20 protein-coding genes are annotated in these 20,979 nt (G+C 37.6%); 17 read left to right on the forward strand and 3 right to left on the reverse strand.

Translation table 11 applies throughout. From position 1 onward, the window contains the following. Position 1 precedes the first annotated feature (1 nt). The 3 genes from A6B41_RS05490 (at position 2) to A6B41_RS05500 (ending at position 3,078) form a co-directional block, all read left to right on the forward strand. Complete coding sequence (locus tag A6B41_RS05490) at positions 2-907, forward strand: cation diffusion facilitator family transporter (protein WP_027074632.1); 906 nt, start codon at positions 2-4, stop codon at positions 905-907. Continuing rightward, positions 907-1,662 (forward strand): Zn-ribbon-containing protein, encoded by a 756-nt coding sequence (locus A6B41_RS05495; protein ID WP_027074631.1) that lies wholly within the window; start codon positions 907-909, stop codon positions 1,660-1,662. Before A6B41_RS05490 ends, A6B41_RS05495 begins: the two co-directional genes overlap by 1 nt. A gap of 93 nt (positions 1,663-1,755) precedes the next feature. Beyond that, positions 1,756-3,078 (forward strand): L-cystine transporter, encoded by a 1,323-nt coding sequence (locus A6B41_RS05500; RefSeq protein ID WP_027074630.1) that lies wholly within the window; start codon positions 1,756-1,758, stop codon positions 3,076-3,078. A 61-nt stretch (positions 3,079-3,139) separates the two neighbouring features. On the opposite strand, the gene A6B41_RS05505 is transcribed toward A6B41_RS05500, so the two are convergent. Next, positions 3,140-3,802, reverse strand: coding sequence for an NAD(P)H-dependent oxidoreductase (locus A6B41_RS05505; RefSeq protein ID WP_027074629.1), 663 nt, complete (start codon positions 3,800-3,802; stop codon positions 3,140-3,142). Between the two features lie 235 nt (positions 3,803-4,037). Between A6B41_RS05505 and pheS the strand changes: the two genes are divergently transcribed. The 12 genes from pheS to yciH all read left to right on the forward strand — a co-directional run bounded on the left by pheS (position 4,038) and on the right by yciH (position 14,983). Continuing rightward, on the forward strand, positions 4,038-5,021 hold the full coding sequence (gene pheS / locus A6B41_RS05510; RefSeq protein WP_027074628.1) for a phenylalanine--tRNA ligase subunit alpha: 984 nt from the start codon (positions 4,038-4,040) through the stop codon (positions 5,019-5,021). A 69-nt stretch (positions 5,022-5,090) separates the two neighbouring features. Continuing rightward, a complete protein-coding gene (gene pheT / locus A6B41_RS05515) occupies positions 5,091-7,478 on the forward strand; it encodes a phenylalanine--tRNA ligase subunit beta (protein ID WP_027074627.1) in 2,388 nt (795 codons plus the stop codon). 64 nt (positions 7,479-7,542) lie between these two features. Continuing rightward, on the forward strand, positions 7,543-7,851 hold the full coding sequence (locus A6B41_RS05520; RefSeq protein WP_027074626.1) for an integration host factor subunit alpha: 309 nt from the start codon (positions 7,543-7,545) through the stop codon (positions 7,849-7,851). Between the two features lie 60 nt (positions 7,852-7,911). Next, the gene (locus A6B41_RS05525) at positions 7,912-8,433 is read left to right on the forward strand and encodes an NlpC/P60 family protein (RefSeq protein ID WP_027074625.1); all 522 of its coding nucleotides are present in this window, start codon (positions 7,912-7,914) and stop codon (positions 8,431-8,433) included. A 17-nt stretch (positions 8,434-8,450) separates the two neighbouring features. Then, a complete protein-coding gene (degS, locus tag A6B41_RS05530) occupies positions 8,451-9,494 on the forward strand; it encodes an outer membrane-stress sensor serine endopeptidase DegS (protein WP_176673420.1) in 1,044 nt (347 codons plus the stop codon). A gap of 12 nt (positions 9,495-9,506) precedes the next feature. Next, the gene (cmk, locus tag A6B41_RS05535; RefSeq protein ID WP_027074623.1) at positions 9,507-10,181 is read left to right on the forward strand and encodes a (d)CMP kinase; all 675 of its coding nucleotides are present in this window, start codon (positions 9,507-9,509) and stop codon (positions 10,179-10,181) included. A gap of 93 nt (positions 10,182-10,274) precedes the next feature. After that, a complete protein-coding gene (gene rpsA / locus A6B41_RS05540) occupies positions 10,275-11,942 on the forward strand; it encodes a 30S ribosomal protein S1 (RefSeq protein WP_027074622.1) in 1,668 nt (555 codons plus the stop codon). A 122-nt stretch (positions 11,943-12,064) separates the two neighbouring features. Then, complete coding sequence (locus A6B41_RS05545; RefSeq protein ID WP_027074621.1) at positions 12,065-12,346, forward strand: integration host factor subunit beta; 282 nt, start codon at positions 12,065-12,067, stop codon at positions 12,344-12,346. A gap of 39 nt (positions 12,347-12,385) precedes the next feature. Beyond that, positions 12,386-12,673 (forward strand): LapA family protein, encoded by a 288-nt coding sequence (locus A6B41_RS05550; protein ID WP_027074620.1) that lies wholly within the window; start codon positions 12,386-12,388, stop codon positions 12,671-12,673. A 3-nt stretch (positions 12,674-12,676) separates the two neighbouring features. Beyond that, positions 12,677-13,870: a lipopolysaccharide assembly protein LapB gene (gene lapB / locus A6B41_RS05555; protein WP_027074619.1), complete on the forward strand. Its 1,194-nt coding sequence runs from the start codon at positions 12,677-12,679 to the stop codon at positions 13,868-13,870. A 23-nt stretch (positions 13,871-13,893) separates the two neighbouring features. Further along, positions 13,894-14,589, forward strand: coding sequence for an orotidine-5'-phosphate decarboxylase (gene pyrF / locus A6B41_RS05560; RefSeq protein WP_027074618.1), 696 nt, complete (start codon positions 13,894-13,896; stop codon positions 14,587-14,589). Between the two features lie 82 nt (positions 14,590-14,671). Further along, positions 14,672-14,983 (forward strand): stress response translation initiation inhibitor YciH, encoded by a 312-nt coding sequence (gene yciH / locus A6B41_RS05565; protein WP_027074617.1) that lies wholly within the window; start codon positions 14,672-14,674, stop codon positions 14,981-14,983. A 41-nt stretch (positions 14,984-15,024) separates the two neighbouring features. On the opposite strand, the gene ushA is transcribed toward yciH, so the two are convergent. Beyond that, entirely contained in the window at positions 15,025-16,668 is a 1,644-nt protein-coding gene (ushA, locus tag A6B41_RS05570) for a bifunctional UDP-sugar hydrolase/5'-nucleotidase UshA (protein ID WP_027074616.1), read from the reverse strand. A 37-nt stretch (positions 16,669-16,705) separates the two neighbouring features. After that, positions 16,706-17,068, reverse strand: a complete 363-nt coding sequence (locus A6B41_RS05575; protein ID WP_027074615.1) for a diacylglycerol kinase — start codon at positions 17,066-17,068, stop codon at positions 16,706-16,708. A 249-nt stretch (positions 17,069-17,317) separates the two neighbouring features. Here A6B41_RS05575 and sstT point away from each other — a divergent pair, with 249 nt between their 5' ends. Both sstT and A6B41_RS05585 read left to right on the forward strand, forming a co-directional pair. Further along, positions 17,318-18,526, forward strand: coding sequence for a serine/threonine transporter SstT (gene sstT / locus A6B41_RS05580; protein WP_027074614.1), 1,209 nt, complete (start codon positions 17,318-17,320; stop codon positions 18,524-18,526). Between the two features lie 138 nt (positions 18,527-18,664). Next, positions 18,665-20,959: a DNA internalization-related competence protein ComEC/Rec2 gene (locus tag A6B41_RS05585; protein ID WP_027074613.1), complete on the forward strand. Its 2,295-nt coding sequence runs from the start codon at positions 18,665-18,667 to the stop codon at positions 20,957-20,959. Positions 20,960-20,979 lie beyond the last annotated feature (20 nt).

The following is a 20,979-nucleotide window of genomic DNA, read 5'->3' on the forward strand; positions in this document are numbered from 1 at the left end:
TATGAGAGAAAAATATAATAAATTAGTCAAAAGAGCGGCCAATTTAGCAATTATTGTGGCAGTTTCATTGATTATTATAAAAGCCTTTGCTTGGTGGAAAACCGGCTCAATTTCTATTTTAGCTGCGATGACCGATTCTGTTGTGGATCTGTTTGCCTCGCTTACTAATATTTTAGTGTTACGCTTTGCTCTACAGCCAGCTGACGAGAATCACGCTTTCGGACACGGTAAAGCGGAATCACTCGCGTCTCTTGCACAAAGTGCCTTTATTTCCGGTTCTGCAGTTTTCCTATTATTACAAGGTTTTCATAAACTGACAGATCCTGAATTAATAGAGCAGTCTCATATCGGCGTGGTAGTGAGTCTTATCTCAATTGTAGTAACTGTGGGCTTGGTACTTTATCAGCGCTATGTAGTGAAAATGACTCAAAGTCCGGCAATTGAGGCGGACTCATTACATTATCAAACAGATTTATTGATGAATGCGGCAATTTTAGTAGCAATGCTGCTAAATGGCGCAGGTTTTATTTATGCTGATGCTATTTTTGCCATCGGAATTGCGCTTTATATAGCCCTAAGTGCGGTAAAAATGTTTTGGTCTTCTGTGCAAACGTTATTAGATCAATCTTTGCCTGATGAGGAAATTGAATTAATTAAAACCATTGCTTCAAAGCACCCTAATATTTTAGGTATTCACGATATTCTGACTCGCCGTGCAGGAGCAGTGCGTTTTATTCAACTGCATTTGGAATTAGATGATCATCTGACTTTACTCGTTGCTCATGAAATTACTGATAGCTTAGAACAGAAATTATTGAACGCATTTCCGATGTCAAAAGTGATTATCCACCAAGAGCCAACTACTGTAGTTAAGCAAGAGTTTGCAGATATGGCGGAGAACATCTAATGTATCAAGCGATTGTTCATTTCAGCTTTAAAAACTTTGAGCAAGACCCGGTAACGTTAATTAGTCAAATTTTAAATCAATGGCTATATAACGGGCAGGTTATTGGTAGGGAAATGCCGATTACTTTTCATCAACATAGCTTTCAAGTTAGAGTTTGCATACCTGAGCAAGAGAGTTTAATGCCAATTTATAACAGTAAGGAAGTTAATGAAGCATTAAAACAGGCAGAAGGTGTAGGCATAGAATTTAAGGCTTTTGAAATTGTCGGGCGAGATTATCAAGCAGATGAGACAAGCAATAATCTCAATCCGGCTTTTCAGATTTTATATACTACACATTTAGATACTTGTTCACCGCTATATGATGGTGCAAAATTTGGGCCAATTCCTTTATATCGTTTAGAAGATCAAGTGTTGAGTGAGGCATTATTAAATTGGCAACAAACTTGGCAGGCATGCGATCAGCTACAAATGAATGGCGGAGTGCTGGAATCTCAAGCACTGACACAGATTTGTGATGAAAAAAGTGAATTGACCCAGGTAGGCTTAAATCTATGCAAACAAATTGAGGAAGAAACCGCTATTCCTACCTTTTATTATTTGTATCGCTTAGGTTCGGACAAATATGAAGAGCATCATCGAAAATGTCCCTTTTGTAAGGGAGATTGGAAATTAGCTCAGCCCTTACATGATATTTTCCATTTTAAGTGTGATAAATGTAAGCTTATTTCAAATTTAAGTTGGGAAATATTATAATTTATAGTTATAACAAAGGAATAAATTATCTTGAAGGTATGCTGTAAGCGTAATAAGCTTATAGCATTTTTTATTGGGGTATTTGGAGACTCTATGCTTATTATTAATTTAATCGTTTTTACAGCCATTCTATTATTGCTGGCTAAAATTTATAAATCCACCCAAAAACTGGGGCAGACAGTTTTTATTGGCTTAATTTTAGGCCTTGCAAGCGGTGTTTTTTTGCAAACATTTTACGAAAAAGCCGCTATTGAGGAAATATTAGACTGGGTGAATTTAGTCGGTAATGGTTATGTACGTTTGCTACAAATGATTGTAATGCCATTAGTATTTGTTTCAATTTTATCTGCGATCACTAGGCTAAAAGCGGTTGGTGCTTTAGGAAAAATCAGCTTTAGCGTTTTATCGGTACTCTTAGTCACGACTGCAATCGCTGCGGTAATTGGTATTGCTTTGGTATATTTGTTTGACTTATCTGCTGAGGGGTTAGTAGCAGGTAGTCGTGAACTTGCGGCACAAGAGAAAGTGATAGGACGTGCTGAGCAAGTGAGTAATTTATCTATTCCTGCTATGTTAGTCTCCTTTATTCCGAAAAACCCATTCTTAGAGTTAACCGGAGCAAATCCAACATCTATTATCAGCATGGTTATTTTCTCTGCCTTATTAGGTTTGGCAGCACTCAGCTTGGGTAAAGAAGATAAAGATTTAGGTGAACGCATTGCACAAGGTGTAGAAACATTAAATAAACTAATTATGCGTTTGGTCCGTTTTGTAATTCGCTTAACACCTTATGGTGTGTTTGCATTGATGATCAAAATGGCGGCAACCTCTCAATGGAGCGATATTGTTAATTTAGGGAGCTTTATTGTTGCATCTTATATTGCTATGGGCCTAATGTTTATTGTTCACGGTATTTTATTATTGACTGCCAAAGTAAATCCTTTTGATTATTATAAAAAGGTATTACCAACTTTAAGTTTTGCTTTTACGTCTCGTTCTAGTGCCGCGGCTATTCCTCTAAATATCGAAACACAAACAAACAAGCTGGGTAACAATAGTGTTATTGCTAATTTTTCAGCAACTTTTGGGGCGACCATCGGGCAGAATGGTTGTGCAGGGATCTATCCGGCAATGCTTGCGGTAATGATCGCACCAACTGTAGGGGTTGACCCATTTAGTGTAAATTATATCTTCACGCTAATTCTTGTTGTTGCTATTTCATCTTTTGGAATTGCTGGTGTTGGTGGAGGAGCTACTTTTGCGGCTATTGTAGTACTTTCTACATTAAACTTACCGATTGAATTAGTCGGCTTACTCATTTCTGTAGAACCAATCATTGATATGGGACGTACAGCTTTAAATGTAAATGGCGCAATGGTGGCGGGTACTTTAACCAATAAATGGGTTAAATCTTAATATACCATATGCTAAAAATGGGCGATTGATTCGCCCATTTTACATTTAAAAATCCAAAAGATTATTCAATCCATTCAATGACTTCTTCGACTGGTTTACGGGATTTTTTCTTAATATCTTTACTACGATAGCCAAAGGTAACCATACAAGAAATGCCATATTCGTTAAGATCAAATAATCCTTCATCGGCTAAAATCTGATTGACGGTATCATAATGGAAGCCTTCTATTGGGCATGAATCTATGCCGATTAAGGCAGCCCCTGTCATCATATTCCCTAATGCAATATAAGTTTGTTTGGTACTCCAATCAAATAAAGTTCGTTCGCTTTCTAGAATTTTCATATCTTCTTCTTGAAAGCTTTTATAGCGAGCAATTGAACCGTCAATTTGCTCTTGGGTTAAACCACGTTTAGTAAGAGAATTTCTTAAATATTGAGAATCGTAGCGGACATTCTTTTTCGCTAGAATAATGACTAAATGGCTCATTTCTTCCATCGGGTGTTTAATTCCCCAAGAAACCGGTGCGATTTTTTCACGAATAGCCGAGTTTTGTAAAACTAAAAATTTCCATGGCTCAGATCCAACCGAACTTGGCGAAAGACGACCCAGCTCTAAAATATAATCCATATCTTCTTTACTGATTTTTTTATTTGTGTCGTAATGACGACACGCTGAACGGAAATGAAAGGCTTCTAAAACTTGTTGCTTTGTGATATTAAACATGATTTTTCCTTCTTATAAATAACAAAAAGTGATTGTTATGATACTCCGATTTGAACAATAAAGCGAATTTGATTAGGTTGTGATGTTTTTTGCAAAAAAATAGAGAAATATGACCGCTTGTTCACAATTTCTTTACCTTACAAATCAACAATTTAGCGTATCTGTTGATTTACTTTTTTATGATAACGTATTATTATGCCAGCAATTTTAATCAGTAAAATTTTTAGAGGATAGAATGCACAACTTAGAAAGTTTAGTAGCACAGGCAGTTGAGGCAGTAAATGCAGCAAATGATGTTGCTGCATTAGAAGCAGTAAAAGTAGAATATTTTGGCAAAAAAGGACATTTTACCGCATTAATGCAAGGTTTGCGTGATGTACCGGCAGAAGAGCGTCCGGCAGTTGGTCAGAAAATTAATGATGCGAAACAAATTGCACAAGATGCACTGAATGCCAAAAAAGAAGCATTAGAAACAGCAGAGTTAAATGCTAAATTAGCTAATGAAAGTATTGATGTCTCGCTTCCGGGGCGTAAAACAGAATTAGGTGGCTTACACCCTGTGTCTATCACCATTGAGCGTGTTGTGAAATTCTTCTCTGAGTTAGGTTTTACAGTAGCAAACGGCCCTGAAATCGAAACGGACTACTATAACTTTGATGCGTTAAATATTCCTGCTCATCACCCTGCTCGTGCAGATCATGATACTTTCTGGTTTGATGCAAAACGTCTACTTAGAACCCAAACTTCCGGTGTGCAAATTCGTACGATGGAAAATGTTAAACCACCTATCCGTATTGTTGCACCGGGCCGTGTATATCGTAACGATTATGACCAAACTCACACCCCGATGTTCCACCAAATCGAACTGCTTTATGTGGATAAAAAAGCTAACTTTACTGAATTAAAAGGATTGATCCACGATTTCTTAAAAGCGTTCTTTGAAGAAGATTTGCAAGTGCGTTTCCGTCCATCATTCTTCCCGTTCACAGAGCCTTCAGCAGAAGTGGATGTAATGCGCCAAAACGGTAAATGGTTAGAAGTGTTAGGCTGTGGTATGGTTCATCCGAATGTATTACGTAATGTAGGAATCGATCCTGATGAATATAGCGGCTTTGCGGTTGGGATGGGCGTTGAGCGTTTAACTATGCTTCGCTACAATGTCACGGATTTACGTTCATTCTTTGAAAATGACTTACGTTTCTTAAAACAATTTAAGTAATGTGGCGTAAGTATTTAGATACAAGCGGTTATATTTAAGAAAAATTTTGCAAATTAAAGGATATAAATAATGAAATTCAATGAATCTTGGTTGCGTGAATGGGTGAATCCAGCCATTAACACAGAACAATTATGCGACCAAATTACCATGTTAGGTTTAGAAGTTGATGATGTAGAAGCCGTTGCAGGCCAATTTTCCGGTGTAGTAGTGGGCGAAGTGGTGGAGTGCGCTCAGCACCCGGATGCCGATAAATTACGTGTTACCAAAGTGAATGTAGGCGGCGATCGTTTATTAGATATCGTCTGTGGTGCACCGAATTGCCGTCAAGGCTTAAAAGTGGCGTGTGCGGTTGATGGTGCAGTTTTACCGGGCGATTTTAAAATCAAGAAAACAAAATTACGTGGTCAGCCGTCAGAAGGTATGCTTTGCTCTTATTCAGAATTAGGCATTAAAGAAGATCATAGTGGCATTATCGAATTACCTGCAGATGCACCAATCGGTCAGGATTTCCGTGACTATTTGAATTTAAACGATGTAGCGATTGAAATCAGCTTAACACCAAACCGTGCTGATTGTTTAAGCATTTCAGGTATTGCTCGTGAAGTGGGTGTAGTTAATCAACTTGATGTACAAGAGCCTTTTATCAATGCTGTTGCGGCGACTATTACCGATAAAATTGCAGTGGAATTACAAGCACCTGAAGCTTGCCCACGTTATTTATCTCGTGTGGTAAAAAATGTGAATGTTAAAGCGACATCGCCATTATGGTTACAAGAAAAACTACGCCGTTGTGGTATTCGCTCTATTGATCCAATTGTTGATATTACTAACTTAAGTTTATTAGAACTCGGTCAGCCGATGCACGCCTTTGATGCCGCAAAAATTGATGGCAACATTCAAGTACGTATGGCGAAAGACGGCGAAGAATTAGTGTTGTTAGATGGCACAACGGCAAAATTACAAAGTAATACGCTTGTGATTGCCGATAGCAAAGGCGCATTGGCAATGGCAGGTATTTTCGGTGGTGAAGCCAGTGGTGTGAGTGAAAATACTAAAGATGTAGTTTTAGAAGCGGCATTTTTTGCTCCATTAGCAATTACAGGTCGTGCTCGCCAATATGGTTTACATACTGATGCTTCTCACCGTTTCGAACGTGGGGTTGATCCGGAATTAACACACAAAGCAATGGAACGTGCAACAGCATTATTATTAGAAATCTGTGGCGGTGAGGCTGGTGAAATTGTTGAGGCAGTCAGCGAAACAAATTTACCAAAACGTGATGCTGTCACGCTGCGCCGTAGTAAATTAGATTCAGTAATTGGTTATCATATCGAAGATAAGACTGTTACCGATATTCTAACTCGCTTAGGTTTAAATGTAACATGTGCTGATAATACCTGGACTGCTATTGCTCCAAGCTGGCGTTTTGATATCGAAATTGAAGAAGATTTAATTGAGGAAGTGGCTCGCATCTATGGATACAATAGTATTCCCAATAATTCACCACTTGCGCATTTAACAATGAAAGGCACACCGGAAAAATTATTAGAGGCAAACCGTATCCGTATGGCATTAGTAGATAGTGATTACCAAGAAGTCATTACCTATAGCTTTGTCGATCCGAAAAAACAGGCATTATTACACCCGAATCAAGAAGCATTAATTTTACCGAACCCAATTTCAAGCGAAATGTCTGCAATGCGCGTTTCACTATTAACCGGCTTACTTGATACTATCGTTTATAACCAAAGTCGTCAGCAAAACCGAGTGCGTATTTTTGAAGGGGGCTTACGCTTTATTCCGGATAATAATGCCGAATCTGGTGTCCGACAAGAATACGTATTTGGAGCGGCTATTGTAGGCGATAAACGTCCTGTTCATTGGGAAAATAAATCTGAGGCAGCAGATTTCTTTGATTTAAAAGGCGATATTGAGCGTATTTTATCACTAACATCTATTCGTCATGATTTAGAGTTTGTTGCAAAACAGTTTCCAGCGCTACATCCGGGGCAATCGGCCGCTATTATGCTAGACGGTAAAGAAATTGGTTTTATCGGTACGGTTCATCCATCAATTGTGCAGAAATTAGGTATTAAAGGTAAGCCGATTGTATGTGAAATCTTAGCAAGTGCTATTTCTGAACGTCCTGTTGCACAAGCGGGCGAAATTTCCCGCTTCCCTGCAAATAATCGTGATATTGCGGTTGTAGTTGATGAATCAACGCCTGCCGGTGAGGTGTTAAATGCTTGCCGCAAGGCAGCAGGTAGCCAATTGGTTGCATTAAATTTATTTGATGTTTACCGTGGCGCCAACTTAGATGCCGATAAGAAGAGTTTAGCTATCAGTTTAACGGTACAAAATACCGAGAAAACATTGGAAGAAGATGAAATTAACGCTGTTGTTCAATCTGTACTAGATGAATTGGCAAAACGCTTTAGTGCTGTACTTCGTGATTAATCAAAAAATAAATGCGGTTGAAGGTTTTTCAACCGCAAGTTTGATAGTGAATAAAGGATAAATTATGGCACTGACTAAGATTGAGATTGCAGAAAATCTTATTGCAAAATATGGTTTGGAAAAACGTATAGCTAAGCAATTTGTTGAGTCATTTTTTGAAGAAATCCGATCATCGCTTGAGCGTGGAGATAGTGTGAAATTATCAGGTTTCGGTAATTTTTTACTTCGAGAAAAAAAATCCCGTCCGGGACGTAATCCTAAAACCGGAGAAAATGTTGCGGTTTCTGCTCGCCGAGTGGTTGTTTTTAAAGCCGGCCAAAAATTGCGTGAGCGTGTTGAAAATGCAAACACGCAAACTGAGCCAGAGGCTTAATTTATTAGCAATCATTTGAGTGTTATGTCTTTCATATAAAGTGATTGTAACGGAGTATATATGAAATTAACTAAAAAATGGCTTTCCTTGGGGATTCTGCTCACCTCTGTGTCTATTTTATCTGCTTGTTCCAGTTCAGATACAGTAAATAAAACGAGATCGGGAAGTCGGGTTTCTCATTCAACCTATCACTCGGATTTATCCGATCCAATCATGGCGATCAGTCGATTAAGTGAACATCAACATGAATGGAAAGGAACGCGTTATCGCTTGGGTGGCAATAGTAAATCAGGTATAGATTGCTCCGGGTTCATGCAGGTGACGTTCAGAGATTTATTTGGTATTGATTTACCAAGGACAACTACTGCACAAGCAAAAGAAGGCGAACGGATTTCGAAGAGTGAGTTACGAACAGGTGATCTTGTCTTTTTTAATACAGGTCGTGGGCCAAATGGAAAACATGTTGGTGTTTATGTTAAAAATGGGCAATTCCTACATGCTTCAACGAGAGGTGGTGTCATTTATTCGGATATGGAGTCGCCTTATTGGTCAAAAGCATTCTGGCAAGCTCGTCGTTTATAATATTATAAGGAGAAATAATGCTGAAAAAAATCGGACAAGCGGTTATTTTTGGACTTTTTTGTGCAATTTTAATTCTGTTTGTTGCTCCTTTGGTTCAGAATAAAGGGAGTTTTTTCTCATTTTCAGCGTTAAAACAACCTGGTATCACAAGTTATAGTTCTGCAGTTAAAATTGCATCACCTGCTGTAGTTAATGTTTATAACCGTAACTTTAGTTCTGAAAACTCGGTCTTTGAGATTAAAAATTTAGGCTCAGGGGTTATTATGAGTAGCAATGGTTATATATTGACTAATAAACATGTGATTCAAGACGCTGATCAAATTGTAGTAGCCTTACAAAATGGATTAATCTCTACAGAAGCTAGGTTAGTGGGGGATGATTCATTAACTGATTTAGCGGTATTAAAGATAGATGCTGAAAATTTACCGACAATTCCACAAAATACTGAACGTAAAGTAGAAGTTGGCGATGTTGTCTTAGCGATTGGTAATCCCTTAAATTTGGGGCAGAGTATTACTCAAGGTATTGTGAGCGCGATTGGCCGAAATACTCTAACTGAGAGTGGTAGACAAAATTTTATTCAAACGGATGTTTCTATTAATCAGGGTAATTCAGGTGGCGCTTTGATTAATAGTGCAGGGGAGCTGATTGGTATTAATACACTACGTTTAGGTAAAAATACCAATGAGCTTTCGGAAGGGTTAAATTTTGCCATTCCAATTAATTTAGCTAATCAGATTATGCAAAAAATTATCAAAGATGGTTGTGTGATTCGTGGCTATTTTGGCGTAAGTACAGATTTAATTGATGCGGCTAAAATACAAGGCTATGAAAAAGGAGTTATCATTGCCGGGGTAAGTGAGAATGGACCTGCTGCGAAAGCCGGTATTCAGTCTGGCGATTTAGTACTTAAAATTGGTGATGTTGAAGCGCTATCCCCATCGCAAATGATGGAGGCATTAGCAGAAATGAAACCCTATAGTACAGTAAAAGTGATCGTTCAGCGTGGGAATCAATTATTGAATTTTGATGTTACTATCAGTGAGTTACAAGCCCAATAGGTAAAAAATAAAATGGAAAAGATTGTTATTACGGTAGATGGTCCAAGCGGAGCTGGGAAAGGAACATTATGTCACGCACTGGCTGAAAAATTAGGATTTGATTTTTTAGATTCAGGAGCGTTATATCGTATTACGGCATTAAGTGCAGTCAATAAGGGCATTTCTCTAGAGGATGAAGATAGTCTTGCAGATGTGGGGCGTAATCTTAATATTCAATTTTTACCCCAGAATGGTGAAATTAGCGTCATTCTTGATGGGGAAAATGTGGGCGACCAAATTCGTACCGCACAAGCGGGTCAAAATGCTTCAAAAGTTGCAGCTTTCCCTAAAGTAAGAGAGGCATTATTAGCGCGTCAGCGAGCATTTAGTACCGAAAGAGGTCTAATTGCTGATGGTAGAGATATGGGAACTGTTGTCTTTCCAGATGCACAAATCAAACTTTTTTTAGACGCAAGTGCACAGGAACGAGCAAAAAGACGTGTAAAACAGTTGCAAGAAAAGGGATTTAATGCTAACTTTGATAAGATTTTAGCCGAGATTGAAGAGCGTGATTTTCGAGATAGAAATCGTGAAGTTGCTCCTTTAGTTCCAGCTAAAGATGCGTTACTGTTAGATTCAACGCATTTATCTATTGATGATGTGATCAAACAGGCTTTAGATTATATCGCTCAATATATTAAATATTAGTTTTATCGGCCTTACATAGGATTTGTTTGGCTTTTATTACCAACCCCGTTTAGCAGGATGCTAGATGGATGTTTATTTTTAAGAAGATTTATTATGTCAGAATTATCGTTTGCTCAACTACTTGAAGAATCATTTGCAGCTACACCTCGTTTAGGTGATGTTGTTAAAGGTACTGTTGTTGCTATCCAAAAAGGTTATGTTGTTGTTGATACAGGTTTTAAATCTGAATCATCAATTCCTGCTGAAGAATTTACAAATGCTCAAGGCGAACTTGAAGTTCAAGTTGGTGATGAAGTTGATGTTGTTCTTAAAGCAGTAGAAGATGGCTTCGGTGAAACAGTTGTTTCTCGTGGTGATGCAAAACGTAACGAAGCTTGGATTGCTTTAGAGAAAGCATTTGAAGAACAAGCTACAGTTATCGGTTTTGTTAATGGTAAAGTTAAAGGTGGTTTCACTGTTGAATTAAACGGTGTGCGTGCATTCTTACCAGGTTCATTAATTGATACTCGTCCGGTTCGTGATTCTTTAAACTTAGAAGGTAAAGAGTACGAATTCAAAGTAATCAAATTAGACCAAAAACGTAACAACGTAGTTGTTTCTCGTCGTGCTGTAATCGAAACAGAAAGCAACCAAGATCGTGATGCTGTGTTAGCGAACTTAGTTGAAGGTTCTGAAGTTAAAGGTACAGTTAAAAACTTAACTGACTACGGTGCATTCGTAGATTTAGGTGGTGTTGACGGCTTATTACACATCACTGATATGGCTTGGAAACGTGTTAAACACCCAAGCGAAGTAGTTAATGTTGGTGATGAAGTTACTGTTAAAGTATTAAAATTTGACAAAGATAAAACTCGTGTATCATTAGGCTTAAAACAATTAGGTCAAGATCCATGGGCCGTAATCGCACAAAACCACCCGGTAAACAGCAAATTAAGCGGTAAAGTAACTAACTTAACAGACTATGGCTGTTTCGTTGAAATTTTAGACGGTGTTGAAGGTTTAGTTCACGTTTCAGAAATGGATTGGACAAACAAAAACATCCACCCATCTAAAGTGGTTAATGTAGGTGATGTAGTTGAAGTAATGGTACTTGAAGTTGATGAAGAGCGTCGTCGTATCTCATTAGGTTTAAAACAATGTAAAGCAAACCCTTGGGAACAATTTGCAGCGACTCACAACAAAAACGATAAAGTATCAGGTAAAATCAAATCAATCACTGATTTCGGTATCTTCATCGGTTTAGAAGGTGGTATTGACGGTTTAGTTCACTTATCAGACATTTCTTGGAATGTTTCTGGTGAAGAAGCTGTTCGTAACTACAAAAAAGGTGATGAAGTTGAAGCAGTAGTTTTACAAGTTGATGCAATAAAAGAGCGTATTTCTTTAGGTATCAAACAACTAGAATCTGATCCGTTCACAAACTTTGTTGATAGTACGAAAAAAGGTGCAATCTTAACAGGTAAAGTTGTTGAAGTTGATGCGAAAGGCGTTAAAGTAGAATTAGACGGTGGTGTTGAAGCATTCATCCGTGCAAACGAAGCAACAGCTGAGCGTGTAGAAGACATCACATCAGTAATCTCTGTAGGCGATGAAATCGAAGCAAAATACACAGGTGTTGATCGTAAGTCTCGTGTAGTAAACTTATCTGTTCGTGCGAAAAACGAAGCTGAAGAATCAGCTGCAATTGCTCAAGTGAACAAAGAAGAAGTTGCAGTACCTAATGCGTTTGCTGAAGCTTTCAAAGCAGCTAAAGGCGAATAATTAGTCGCAGTTAACTAAAAAATGGGTATGTGTTAGCATACCCATTAAACTTAGAAGCAATTTTGAATATTTATTGGGTCAGTAGTTATTCAAAATTGAATTCGAGTCTTAATGAGGAAAATATGACTAAATCTGAATTAATTGAGAGTTTAGTGTCTAAAAATCCTACTTTGCAGAATAAAATGGTGGAAGATTGTGTAAAAGAAATTTTAGAGCATCTTTCGTTGACTTTAGAAGAAGGTGGGAGAGTCGAGGTTAGAGGATTCGGTAGCTTCTCATTACACTATCGCCAGCCCCGTTTAGGGCGTAATCCAAAAACAGGGGATAGTGTGCCATTATCTGCAAAATATGTTCCCCACTTTAAAGCAGGTAAAGATCTAAAAGAGAGAGTAGACTTAATTTAAGTCTCATCTAAACCGTTCAAATTATAGTAGGGAGATTATATGGTTAAGTATATTCTAGGTGTTTTAATTGTGATTGCAGTTATTATTGTAGCAATTACAATTGGTGCTAATAATGATCAAATTATCACCTTTAATTATATTGTGGCACAAAGTGAATTGCGTTTATCTACATTAGTGGCTGTTTTATTCGGACTAGGATTGATTTTAGGCTGGTTAGTTACAGGCATTTTCTACTTAAAAGTTAAGTTACAAAATATCGCACTTACTCGCCGTGTAAAACGTCAAGCACAGCAAATTGCTGAACTTACTACTCCTAAGGTTGAATAACCAATGCTTGAATTATTGTTCCTTTTATTGCCTATTGCCGCGCTATATGGTTGGTATATGGGGCAGCGTAGTGCAAAAAAGGATCAAGAAAACCTCAATAATAAGTTTTCTCGTGAATATGTTACGGGGTTAAACTTTCTTCTTTCTAATCAACAGGAAAAGGCAGTTGATCTTTTCCTCTCTATGTTACAAAAACATGAGTCTGAAAATCAAATTTTAACTGAATCCCAATTTGAAGCCGAATTAACATTAGGTAATCTTTTTCGTTCAAGGGGAGAAGTTGATAGAGCATTACGTATTCATCAAGCTTTAGTAAATAGTCCGGATTATTCATTTGAACAAAAATTACTTGCCAAACAGCAACTGGCAAAAGATTTTATGATGGCAGGTTTTTATGATCGGGCTGAAAATTACTATATTGCTTTAGTTGATGAACCTGAATTTGCTCCTCACTCATTATCACAGCTGGCTGTTATTTACCAAAAAACACGAGAATGGAAAAAAGCGATTAATGTTTCTGAAAAGCTACTAAAAATTATACCTGAAACGGACAAAATACCACTTTCTCACTACTACTGTGAATATGCTCAAGCGGTTAAATTAGAAGATAAAAATGCATTTATTGAATCACTAAATAAATCGTTAGAATATTACCCACAATCGACTCGTGCCTCAATGATGCTAGGCGATTTTTATTTGGAACAAAAAGAATACTCCCAAGCTTTAGAGTATTTTGAACAAATATTGCAACAAGACCCTGATTATATCAGCGAAGTACTTGGTAGAGTACGTGAGGCTTATTTGGCACTGAACGATCCAAATAGTTATGAATTGTTTCTGATTAAAGCAAACCGAGTTAAACATAATAGCAGCGTAGATCTTGCACTAACTGAATTTATTGAAGAAAAAGATGGGGTACATGCAGCACATGCTAAGTTATATCAGCAACTAAGTACTTATCCAAATTTAATTACCTTCCACCGATTTATTCGCTATCAGGCAGATTGTGCAGAAGCCGGAAATGGTAAAGAGAGTTTATTATTATTGCACAACATGGTAGGTAACCAAATTAAACGTAGTTTTCAGTACCGTTGTTTAAATTGTGGCTATCAAGGGTATCGTTTAATGTGGTATTGTCCCTCTTGCCGTCAATGGGAAAAAATTAAGCCGATACAAAGTATCGAGGGAATTATTTAATTTATTAAGTTAAGGAGTTCAAAATGAACAATAAAGTCATTGTAGCTTTAGATTATGAAACAGAACGTGAAGCTCTTGAATTTGTTGATTTAGTTGATCCATCACTCTGCCGTTTAAAAGTCGGCAAAGAGATGTTTACTACACTAGGCATAAATTTTGTGAAACAACTGCATGAACGTAAATTTGATGTATTCCTTGATTTAAAATACCACGATATTCCAAATACTGTTGCCCGAGCAGTACGCTCAGCGGCGGATTTAGGCGTGTGGATGGTAGATTTACATGCTTCCGGTGGTTTAACCATGATGGAAGAAGCGAAAAAAATCCTAGAGCCTTATGGTAAGGATGCGCCATTATTGATTGCGGTAACTGTATTAACCAGCATGGAAGACCTGGATTTATTACAAATTGGTATTAATGCTTCGCCAATGGAGCAGGTGATTCGTTTAGCGCATTTAGCTCAACGTGCAGGATTAGATGGCGTTGTCTGTTCACCACAAGAAGTGGATGTGTTACGAACCCATTGTGGTAAAGATTTCAAACTCATTACTCCGGGCATTCGACCTGAAGGTGCAGATTTTGGTGATCAACGTCGAGTAATGACGCCTAAACAAGCGGTTGAAACCGGTGCTGATTATTTGGTGATTGGTCGTCCTATTACTCAAGCACAAGACCCGTTATCTGTTCTAAAATCAATTAACCAATCTATTAACAGCTAAATTAAATTGAATTTTTAATTAAGGCGGAGATTTCCGCCTTTTTGTGTATTACAAGCGGTAATATTTTAAGGGAAATTTGCAAATGACATTAGTCTATTCCACAGAAACAGGCAGAATTAAGCCTGAAATAGTAAAAGAAGAACGCCCCAAAGGAGATGGCATTGTGCGTATTCAACGCCAAACCAGTGGTCGAAAAGGGAAGGGTGTTTGTGTAATTACCGGTCTTGATTTAGATGATAAAGGCCTAAATTCCTTAGCCTCGGAACTTAAGCGAAAATTAGGCTGTGGTGGTTCGTTTAAAGACGGAATAATTGAAATTCAAGGTGATAACCGTGATTTAATTAAACAAATTTTAGAGCAGAAAGGTTTTACAGTAAAACTGTCCGGCGGTTAAAGAGAGGAAAAATAAGGGGAATCTACTGATTCCCCTTTGGCTTATTTAAAGATAATATCATTTTTTGGATCGAATTTCGCAGCTTCAATGACTTTATTTTCTTCAAAGAATTTTTTCAGCATTTCAGCATCAATAAAGCCGGTATTCACATAGCTTGGGTGTTTTTTCAATAAAGGATAACCATCACCGCCGGCTGCAACATAGTCTGGAAGAGAGACTTTATAGGTTTTATTCGCATCAAAAGGCTTACCACCAATTTTAACTTCTGAGATAGTTTTTGCTCCACGATCTACTACCATAGAAACTCCGGCAAATTGAGGATAAGCACCTGTATCTACTTCTTTCAAAGCAATAGTCGTTAAAGTATCCAGCAATTCCTGACCTTTTAAATCTACTGTTGCAATCATATTGCCGAAAGGCTGTACCGTTAAAATATTTTTATAAGTCACGACACCTTCTTCAATTGAGGTGCGAATACCACCGGAATTCATAATACCAATATCCGCCTTCACTCGCTCCATTTGTGATTGTGCAATAAGGCGGCCTAGATTTGTTTGATGGAAGCGAATATGTTCCCGTTTCCCATCTAACAAACCTTTCACATGACCCACTTCAATATTAAGTTTTTGATCGCCTTCATCTTGATATTTTTTTAATAATGCATAAGTCGCTTCATCCGCTTTAATTTCCGGTTGGTAAAGCTGATACTCTTTTGTGCCATCCTCTTTTTTAATTGTTTTTTTCAAATTCACCGGAATCAGCTCATATTTAACTAACTTGGTTTCTCCGTTTTTGAATTCAAAATCTGCACGACCAACAAATTTTCCCCATTCACCGGCTTGCACAATCCAAGTACCATTTTGGAAGTCTGGTTTACATTCTTCCCCTGGTGTATATTTTGCTTTGAATTGTCCTTTTTCATCAATACAAACGGTATCGTGAGTATGCCCTCCAATGATTAAATCGAAAGCACCTTTGTCTAAAGTACGCGCCATCGTGACATCACCCGGCGCGTTAGTGCCGTGTTTGCCATCAAAGTAATAGCCCATATGGGTTAATGCAATACGAACATCAGGTTTTTCTGTCTTATTAATTTCAGCTAATGTGGTTCTAGCAGTATCAATCGGATTTTTGAAAAATGCATTTTCTGTTACATCAGGATTACCTAATTTTGCAGTATCCTCTGTTGTTAATCCAACAACTGCAATTTTTAGTCCGCCTCGTTCTAGAATAACGTAAGGTTTTACGATAGGTTTATCTGTTTTTTTATTAATGACATTAGCAGAAATAAAAGGGAATTTTGCCCATTTTTCTTGCATAGAAAGGATTTGAAGTGGAAAATCGAACTCATGGTTCCCTAGAACCATAGCATCGTAACCGATTGCATTCATCCCCTCAATATCCGGGCGGGCATTTTGCATATCGGATTCCGGTACTCCGGTATTTGCATCGCCTGCATTAAGAAGAACTATAGAACCTCCTTTTTCTTCTACTTCCTTACGAATATTATCAATTAACGTTTTCTGTGCAGCCATCCCATATTCACCTTTGTCACTTTGCCAGAAGTGTCCGTGTATATCGTTAGTGTGTAAAACAGTAAAACTATAGGTTTTATCTGTTTCATACGCCATAACTGATGTTGCCCCTAAGAGTGCGACAGAAAGTAATGTTTTTTTCAAGTTCATAGAATACCTCATAAGCGTTTAGATGTAGAAAAAGGTATTAGCAGAATAAAACTAATATCCAGGTAACAGCTAATAAAACCATCGACATAAATACTGCAGCAGAGCCAAGATCTTTTGCTCTGCCTGACAACTCATGGAATTCAGCCCCGATTCTGTCTACCACAGATTCAATGGCGCTATTTAATAATTCGGTAATCAGTACCAAAAGTACCGTGCCGGCTAACAACACTTTTTCAATATTAGTATCGCCTAAAAAGAAAGCAAGAGGGAATAAAATTATCGCACACCATACTTCTTGACGAAATGCGGCTTCATGAATATAAGCGGCTTTTAACCCTTTCATAGAATAATGTGTTGCATTGATAACGCGTTGAAAATCTGCTTTATTGGCTGGTTTCATAGTAAAAAGATAAGTAGTGAAAAATGATTGCTATTGTACTGAAAGAATGAGGTTGTTCAAAGAAACTTATTAAGAATAAATTGAAATTTATAAAAAATGGAAAATTTTTGTGGTTTTTGCAAAAAATTTTAAAAAAATGACCGCTTGTCTATTCCATAATACTATTTTTTCCGCTAATCTGGCTAACTCATTTTTAGGTGGGTAAAGTAATTTACCCTTATTTTTTTATGTCTTACAGAAGTGAAATTTATGAGTAATTCATTATCATCAAAAATTCTTGGCGGTAATTTAGTTTTGCGTATCGCTATTGGCTTGGGGCTAGGTATCTTATTAGCATCGGTGAATAAAGAATGGGCAGCCAGCGTAGGTGTTTTAGGGCAATTCTTTGTTAAATCATTACGTGCAATTGCACCAATTTTGGTTTTTGTTTTAGTTTTATCTGCAATTGCAAACAAAGAAGTAGGCACTGACAGTAAATTAAAACCAATTTTAGTACTGTATGTTTTAGGTACATTTTTCGCTGCATTAACAGCAGTAGTATTAAGTTATTTATTCCCAACGACCTTAGAATTAGCAGCTAGTCCGGATGGTTTAACTCCACCACAAGGTATTGGTGAAATTTTAAAAACAGTTATTTTTAACTTAGTAGATAATCCGCTTGTTGCATTAAGCAATGCTAATTTTATCGGCATACTTGCTTGGTCTATCGGTTTAGGTATTGCATTTCGTCATGGTTCTGCAAGCTCAAAAGCTTTCTTAAATGATTTAGCGAATGCGGTTTCTTTTGTGGTAAAAGTGGTTATTGCCTTTGCACCTATCGGGGTATTTGGTTTAGTAGCAGAAACGGTTGCCATCAACGGCTTGGATGCATTTGAAGGCTATGCTCGCTTATTATTTGTATTGGTAGGCGCAATGTTATTTGTTGCACTCGTACTCAACCCTTTATTAGTATTCTGGAAAATTCGTCGCAATCCATATCCACTCACGTTCACTTGCTTGCGTGAAAGTGGCGTAACGGCATTCTTTACCCGTAGTTCAGCTGCAAATATTCCGGTAAATATGAATCTTGCAAAACGCTTGGGTATTCGTGATGAAATCTCTTCAGTTGCTATTCCACTAGGTGCAACCATTAATATGGCAGGTGCGGCAATTACCGTTACCGTGTTAACTTTAGCTGCAGCTTATACGCAAGGTATTCAGCCTGATTTTGCAACTGCATTGTTATTAAGCGTAGTTGCTTCAATTTGTGCATGTGGTGCTTCTGGTGTTGCAGGTGGTTCACTATTATTAATTCCATTAGCTTGTAGCCTATTTAGCATTCCAAATGATATTGCAGCACAAGTAATTGGTGTAGGTTTTGTTATCGGTGTTGTTCAAGATTCTGTTGAAACAGCATTAAACTCCTCAACTGACGTATTATTTACTGCAGCAGTAAGCTATGCAGAAGATCAAAAATAATCAGATTTGAAATAAAGGCAGACTTCGGTCTGCCTTTATTTTTGTAACTATTTTTGTGAGCTTGCTCGAAAAATTTAAAATCCTTTCTGAAAATCTTGGCATAAAACGGCATACTCAAACAAAAATTGAGTAGCTGGTATGAATTTAGACCGTTTTTGCATTTTCCTAACCTTACTTCATTTGCCGATTCTGTTTCTGCCGAAAGAGTTCCTGTTTTTTTGCGTTCTATCGGGAATTTTAATTGGGTGTGTGGGTGTTTTTTATCGAGATACGCTGATCTTTTTACTTGGTTTTTTACTGTGTATTGGCTATGTTCAAGTAGACCAAATTGCAAAAAATGCAGAAAATATAACCGCTATTAAAGCTTTCAAATCATTTGAAATTATTCAAATTTTAAAACAAACCGATTATCAAACCGCAATAGCTAAATTGGAAAATGGAGATAAAATTTATCTCAACTGGCAAGCCGAACAATCCCTGGAATTAAATCAACATTACCGTGCTGAATTAACTATTCGCCCCATTTCAGCTCGTAGTAACATAGGTAATTTTGATCGTCAAAAATGGTATTTTGCTCAAAATATCACAAAAACAGCAACGGTGAAAAAAGCAGAAAGATTAAAAATAAGCGTCAGTTCTTTTCGGACAAATTGGCTTAATAGGGTAAAAAAACAGACAGAAGATCTAGCTACTCAAGGGCTATTATTAGCTTTGGCATTTGGAGAACGGGCATGGCTTAGTTCTTCCCATTGGGAAGCTTTTCAAAAAACTGCAACTGCCCATTTAATTGCGATTTCAGGCTTGCATATTGCACTTGCAATGGCATTTGGTTTCTATCTTGCTAAAGGCATACAATGGTTACTGTTGATCTCTCGTATTCAACTATTACAAGCGGTCGGATTTTCCTATTTCTTTACTAGAATGTGTGGTTTTCTTTTTGCCTTTAGTTATAGTTATTTAGCCGGCTTTGCAGTACCGACAGTAAGAGCATTGCTGGCAATTAGCTTTGCCTTACTGTGGCAATTTTGCCGTCGCCATTACACTGCGTGGCAATTTTGGTGGCGGGTAGTGGCTTTATTAATAGTGCTTGATCCACTCACATTACTGTCAGATAGTTTCTGGCTCTCAATTTTGGCCGTTGCCAGTCTGATTGTTTGGTATCAATTCTTCCCACTGTCTCTTTTTACCCACTTTGAAAATAGAAAAGAAATCAGCAAATTTTTGCCTAAATTTAACCGCTTGTTGCTCTCTTTATTTCATCTACAAATCGGTATTTGGTTGATATTTTCACCGGTTCAGCTCTATTTTTTCCAAGGTATCTCGCCTTTTGCTTTAATTGCCAACTTAATTATTGTGCTGTTATACAGCTTTTTCCTTGTACCTCTTATTTTATTTAGCTTGCTGAGTGATAATCTTTTTTCTACTTGGCAACTTGCCGATTTATTAAGCCATAGCAGTTTAGCTTTGTTAGCTCCACTCACCGATTTTTGGTGGGATTTAAGCTATAGCCAGCAATGGCATTTACTTTCCGTTAATTTATTGATTTTATTGCTGATTTACTGCAAAGTTTATAACTTGAATTATCTAAAATGGTTACAAGCATTTACAGTGGCTTTGTCGTTTAATTTGAGCTTTTATTTTCCAAAGCTATTACCGCAAGCAAAAACAGAGTGGATCACTTTTGATGTTGGGCAAGGTTTAGCCATGGCATTGGTTTATGAAGGTAATAAAGCGGTGATTTATGATAGCGGGGCAAGCTGGCAATCTGCAGATGGGAGAGTGAATTCAATGGCAAAAAATGAATTATTGCCTTATTTGAAACGCCGAGGCATTTCTGTCGAAGCGATTTTCCTAAGCCACGATGATAACGATCATTCCGGAGGCATACCCGAATTGTTACAAGTCTATCCAAACGCCCGGTTTATTAGCTCAAGCCAAATCCTTTATCGTAATATTCAATCTGAGCCTTGTATTAAGGGAAAAACGTGGCAATTTGGTCAATGGCATTTGACGGCAGTTTATCCTTCACAAATTGTTAAACAGGCTAAAAATAGAGATTCTTGCATTATTGTAGCGAAAAATGACCGCTTGCAAATATTATTTACAGGGGATTCTGGCACGGAACAAGAGCGGCAATTTGCGCTAGATGTCGGCAAAGTAGATTTTCTACAAGTTGGGCATCACGGCAGTAAAAGTAGTACAAGCGAAACATTACTGGCAATTACCCAGCCGAAAATTGCAATCATCTCTGCGGGAAGATGGAATCCGTGGAAATTACCCAATAACCAAATTGTAGAACGATTGACCTCAAAAGGTATTCGGGTACTAAATACAGCGGAAACGGGAATGGTAAGAATGAAATTTTACTCAAACAGTATTGAGATTGAACAGGGCAGGGAGCGATCTTCGCCATGGTATAAGCAGTATTATTAAAAAAACCCTTTGAATTTAAT

This window comes from Mannheimia granulomatis, assembly GCF_013377255.1.
GTDB lineage: Bacteria > Pseudomonadota > Gammaproteobacteria > Enterobacterales > Pasteurellaceae > Mannheimia > Mannheimia granulomatis.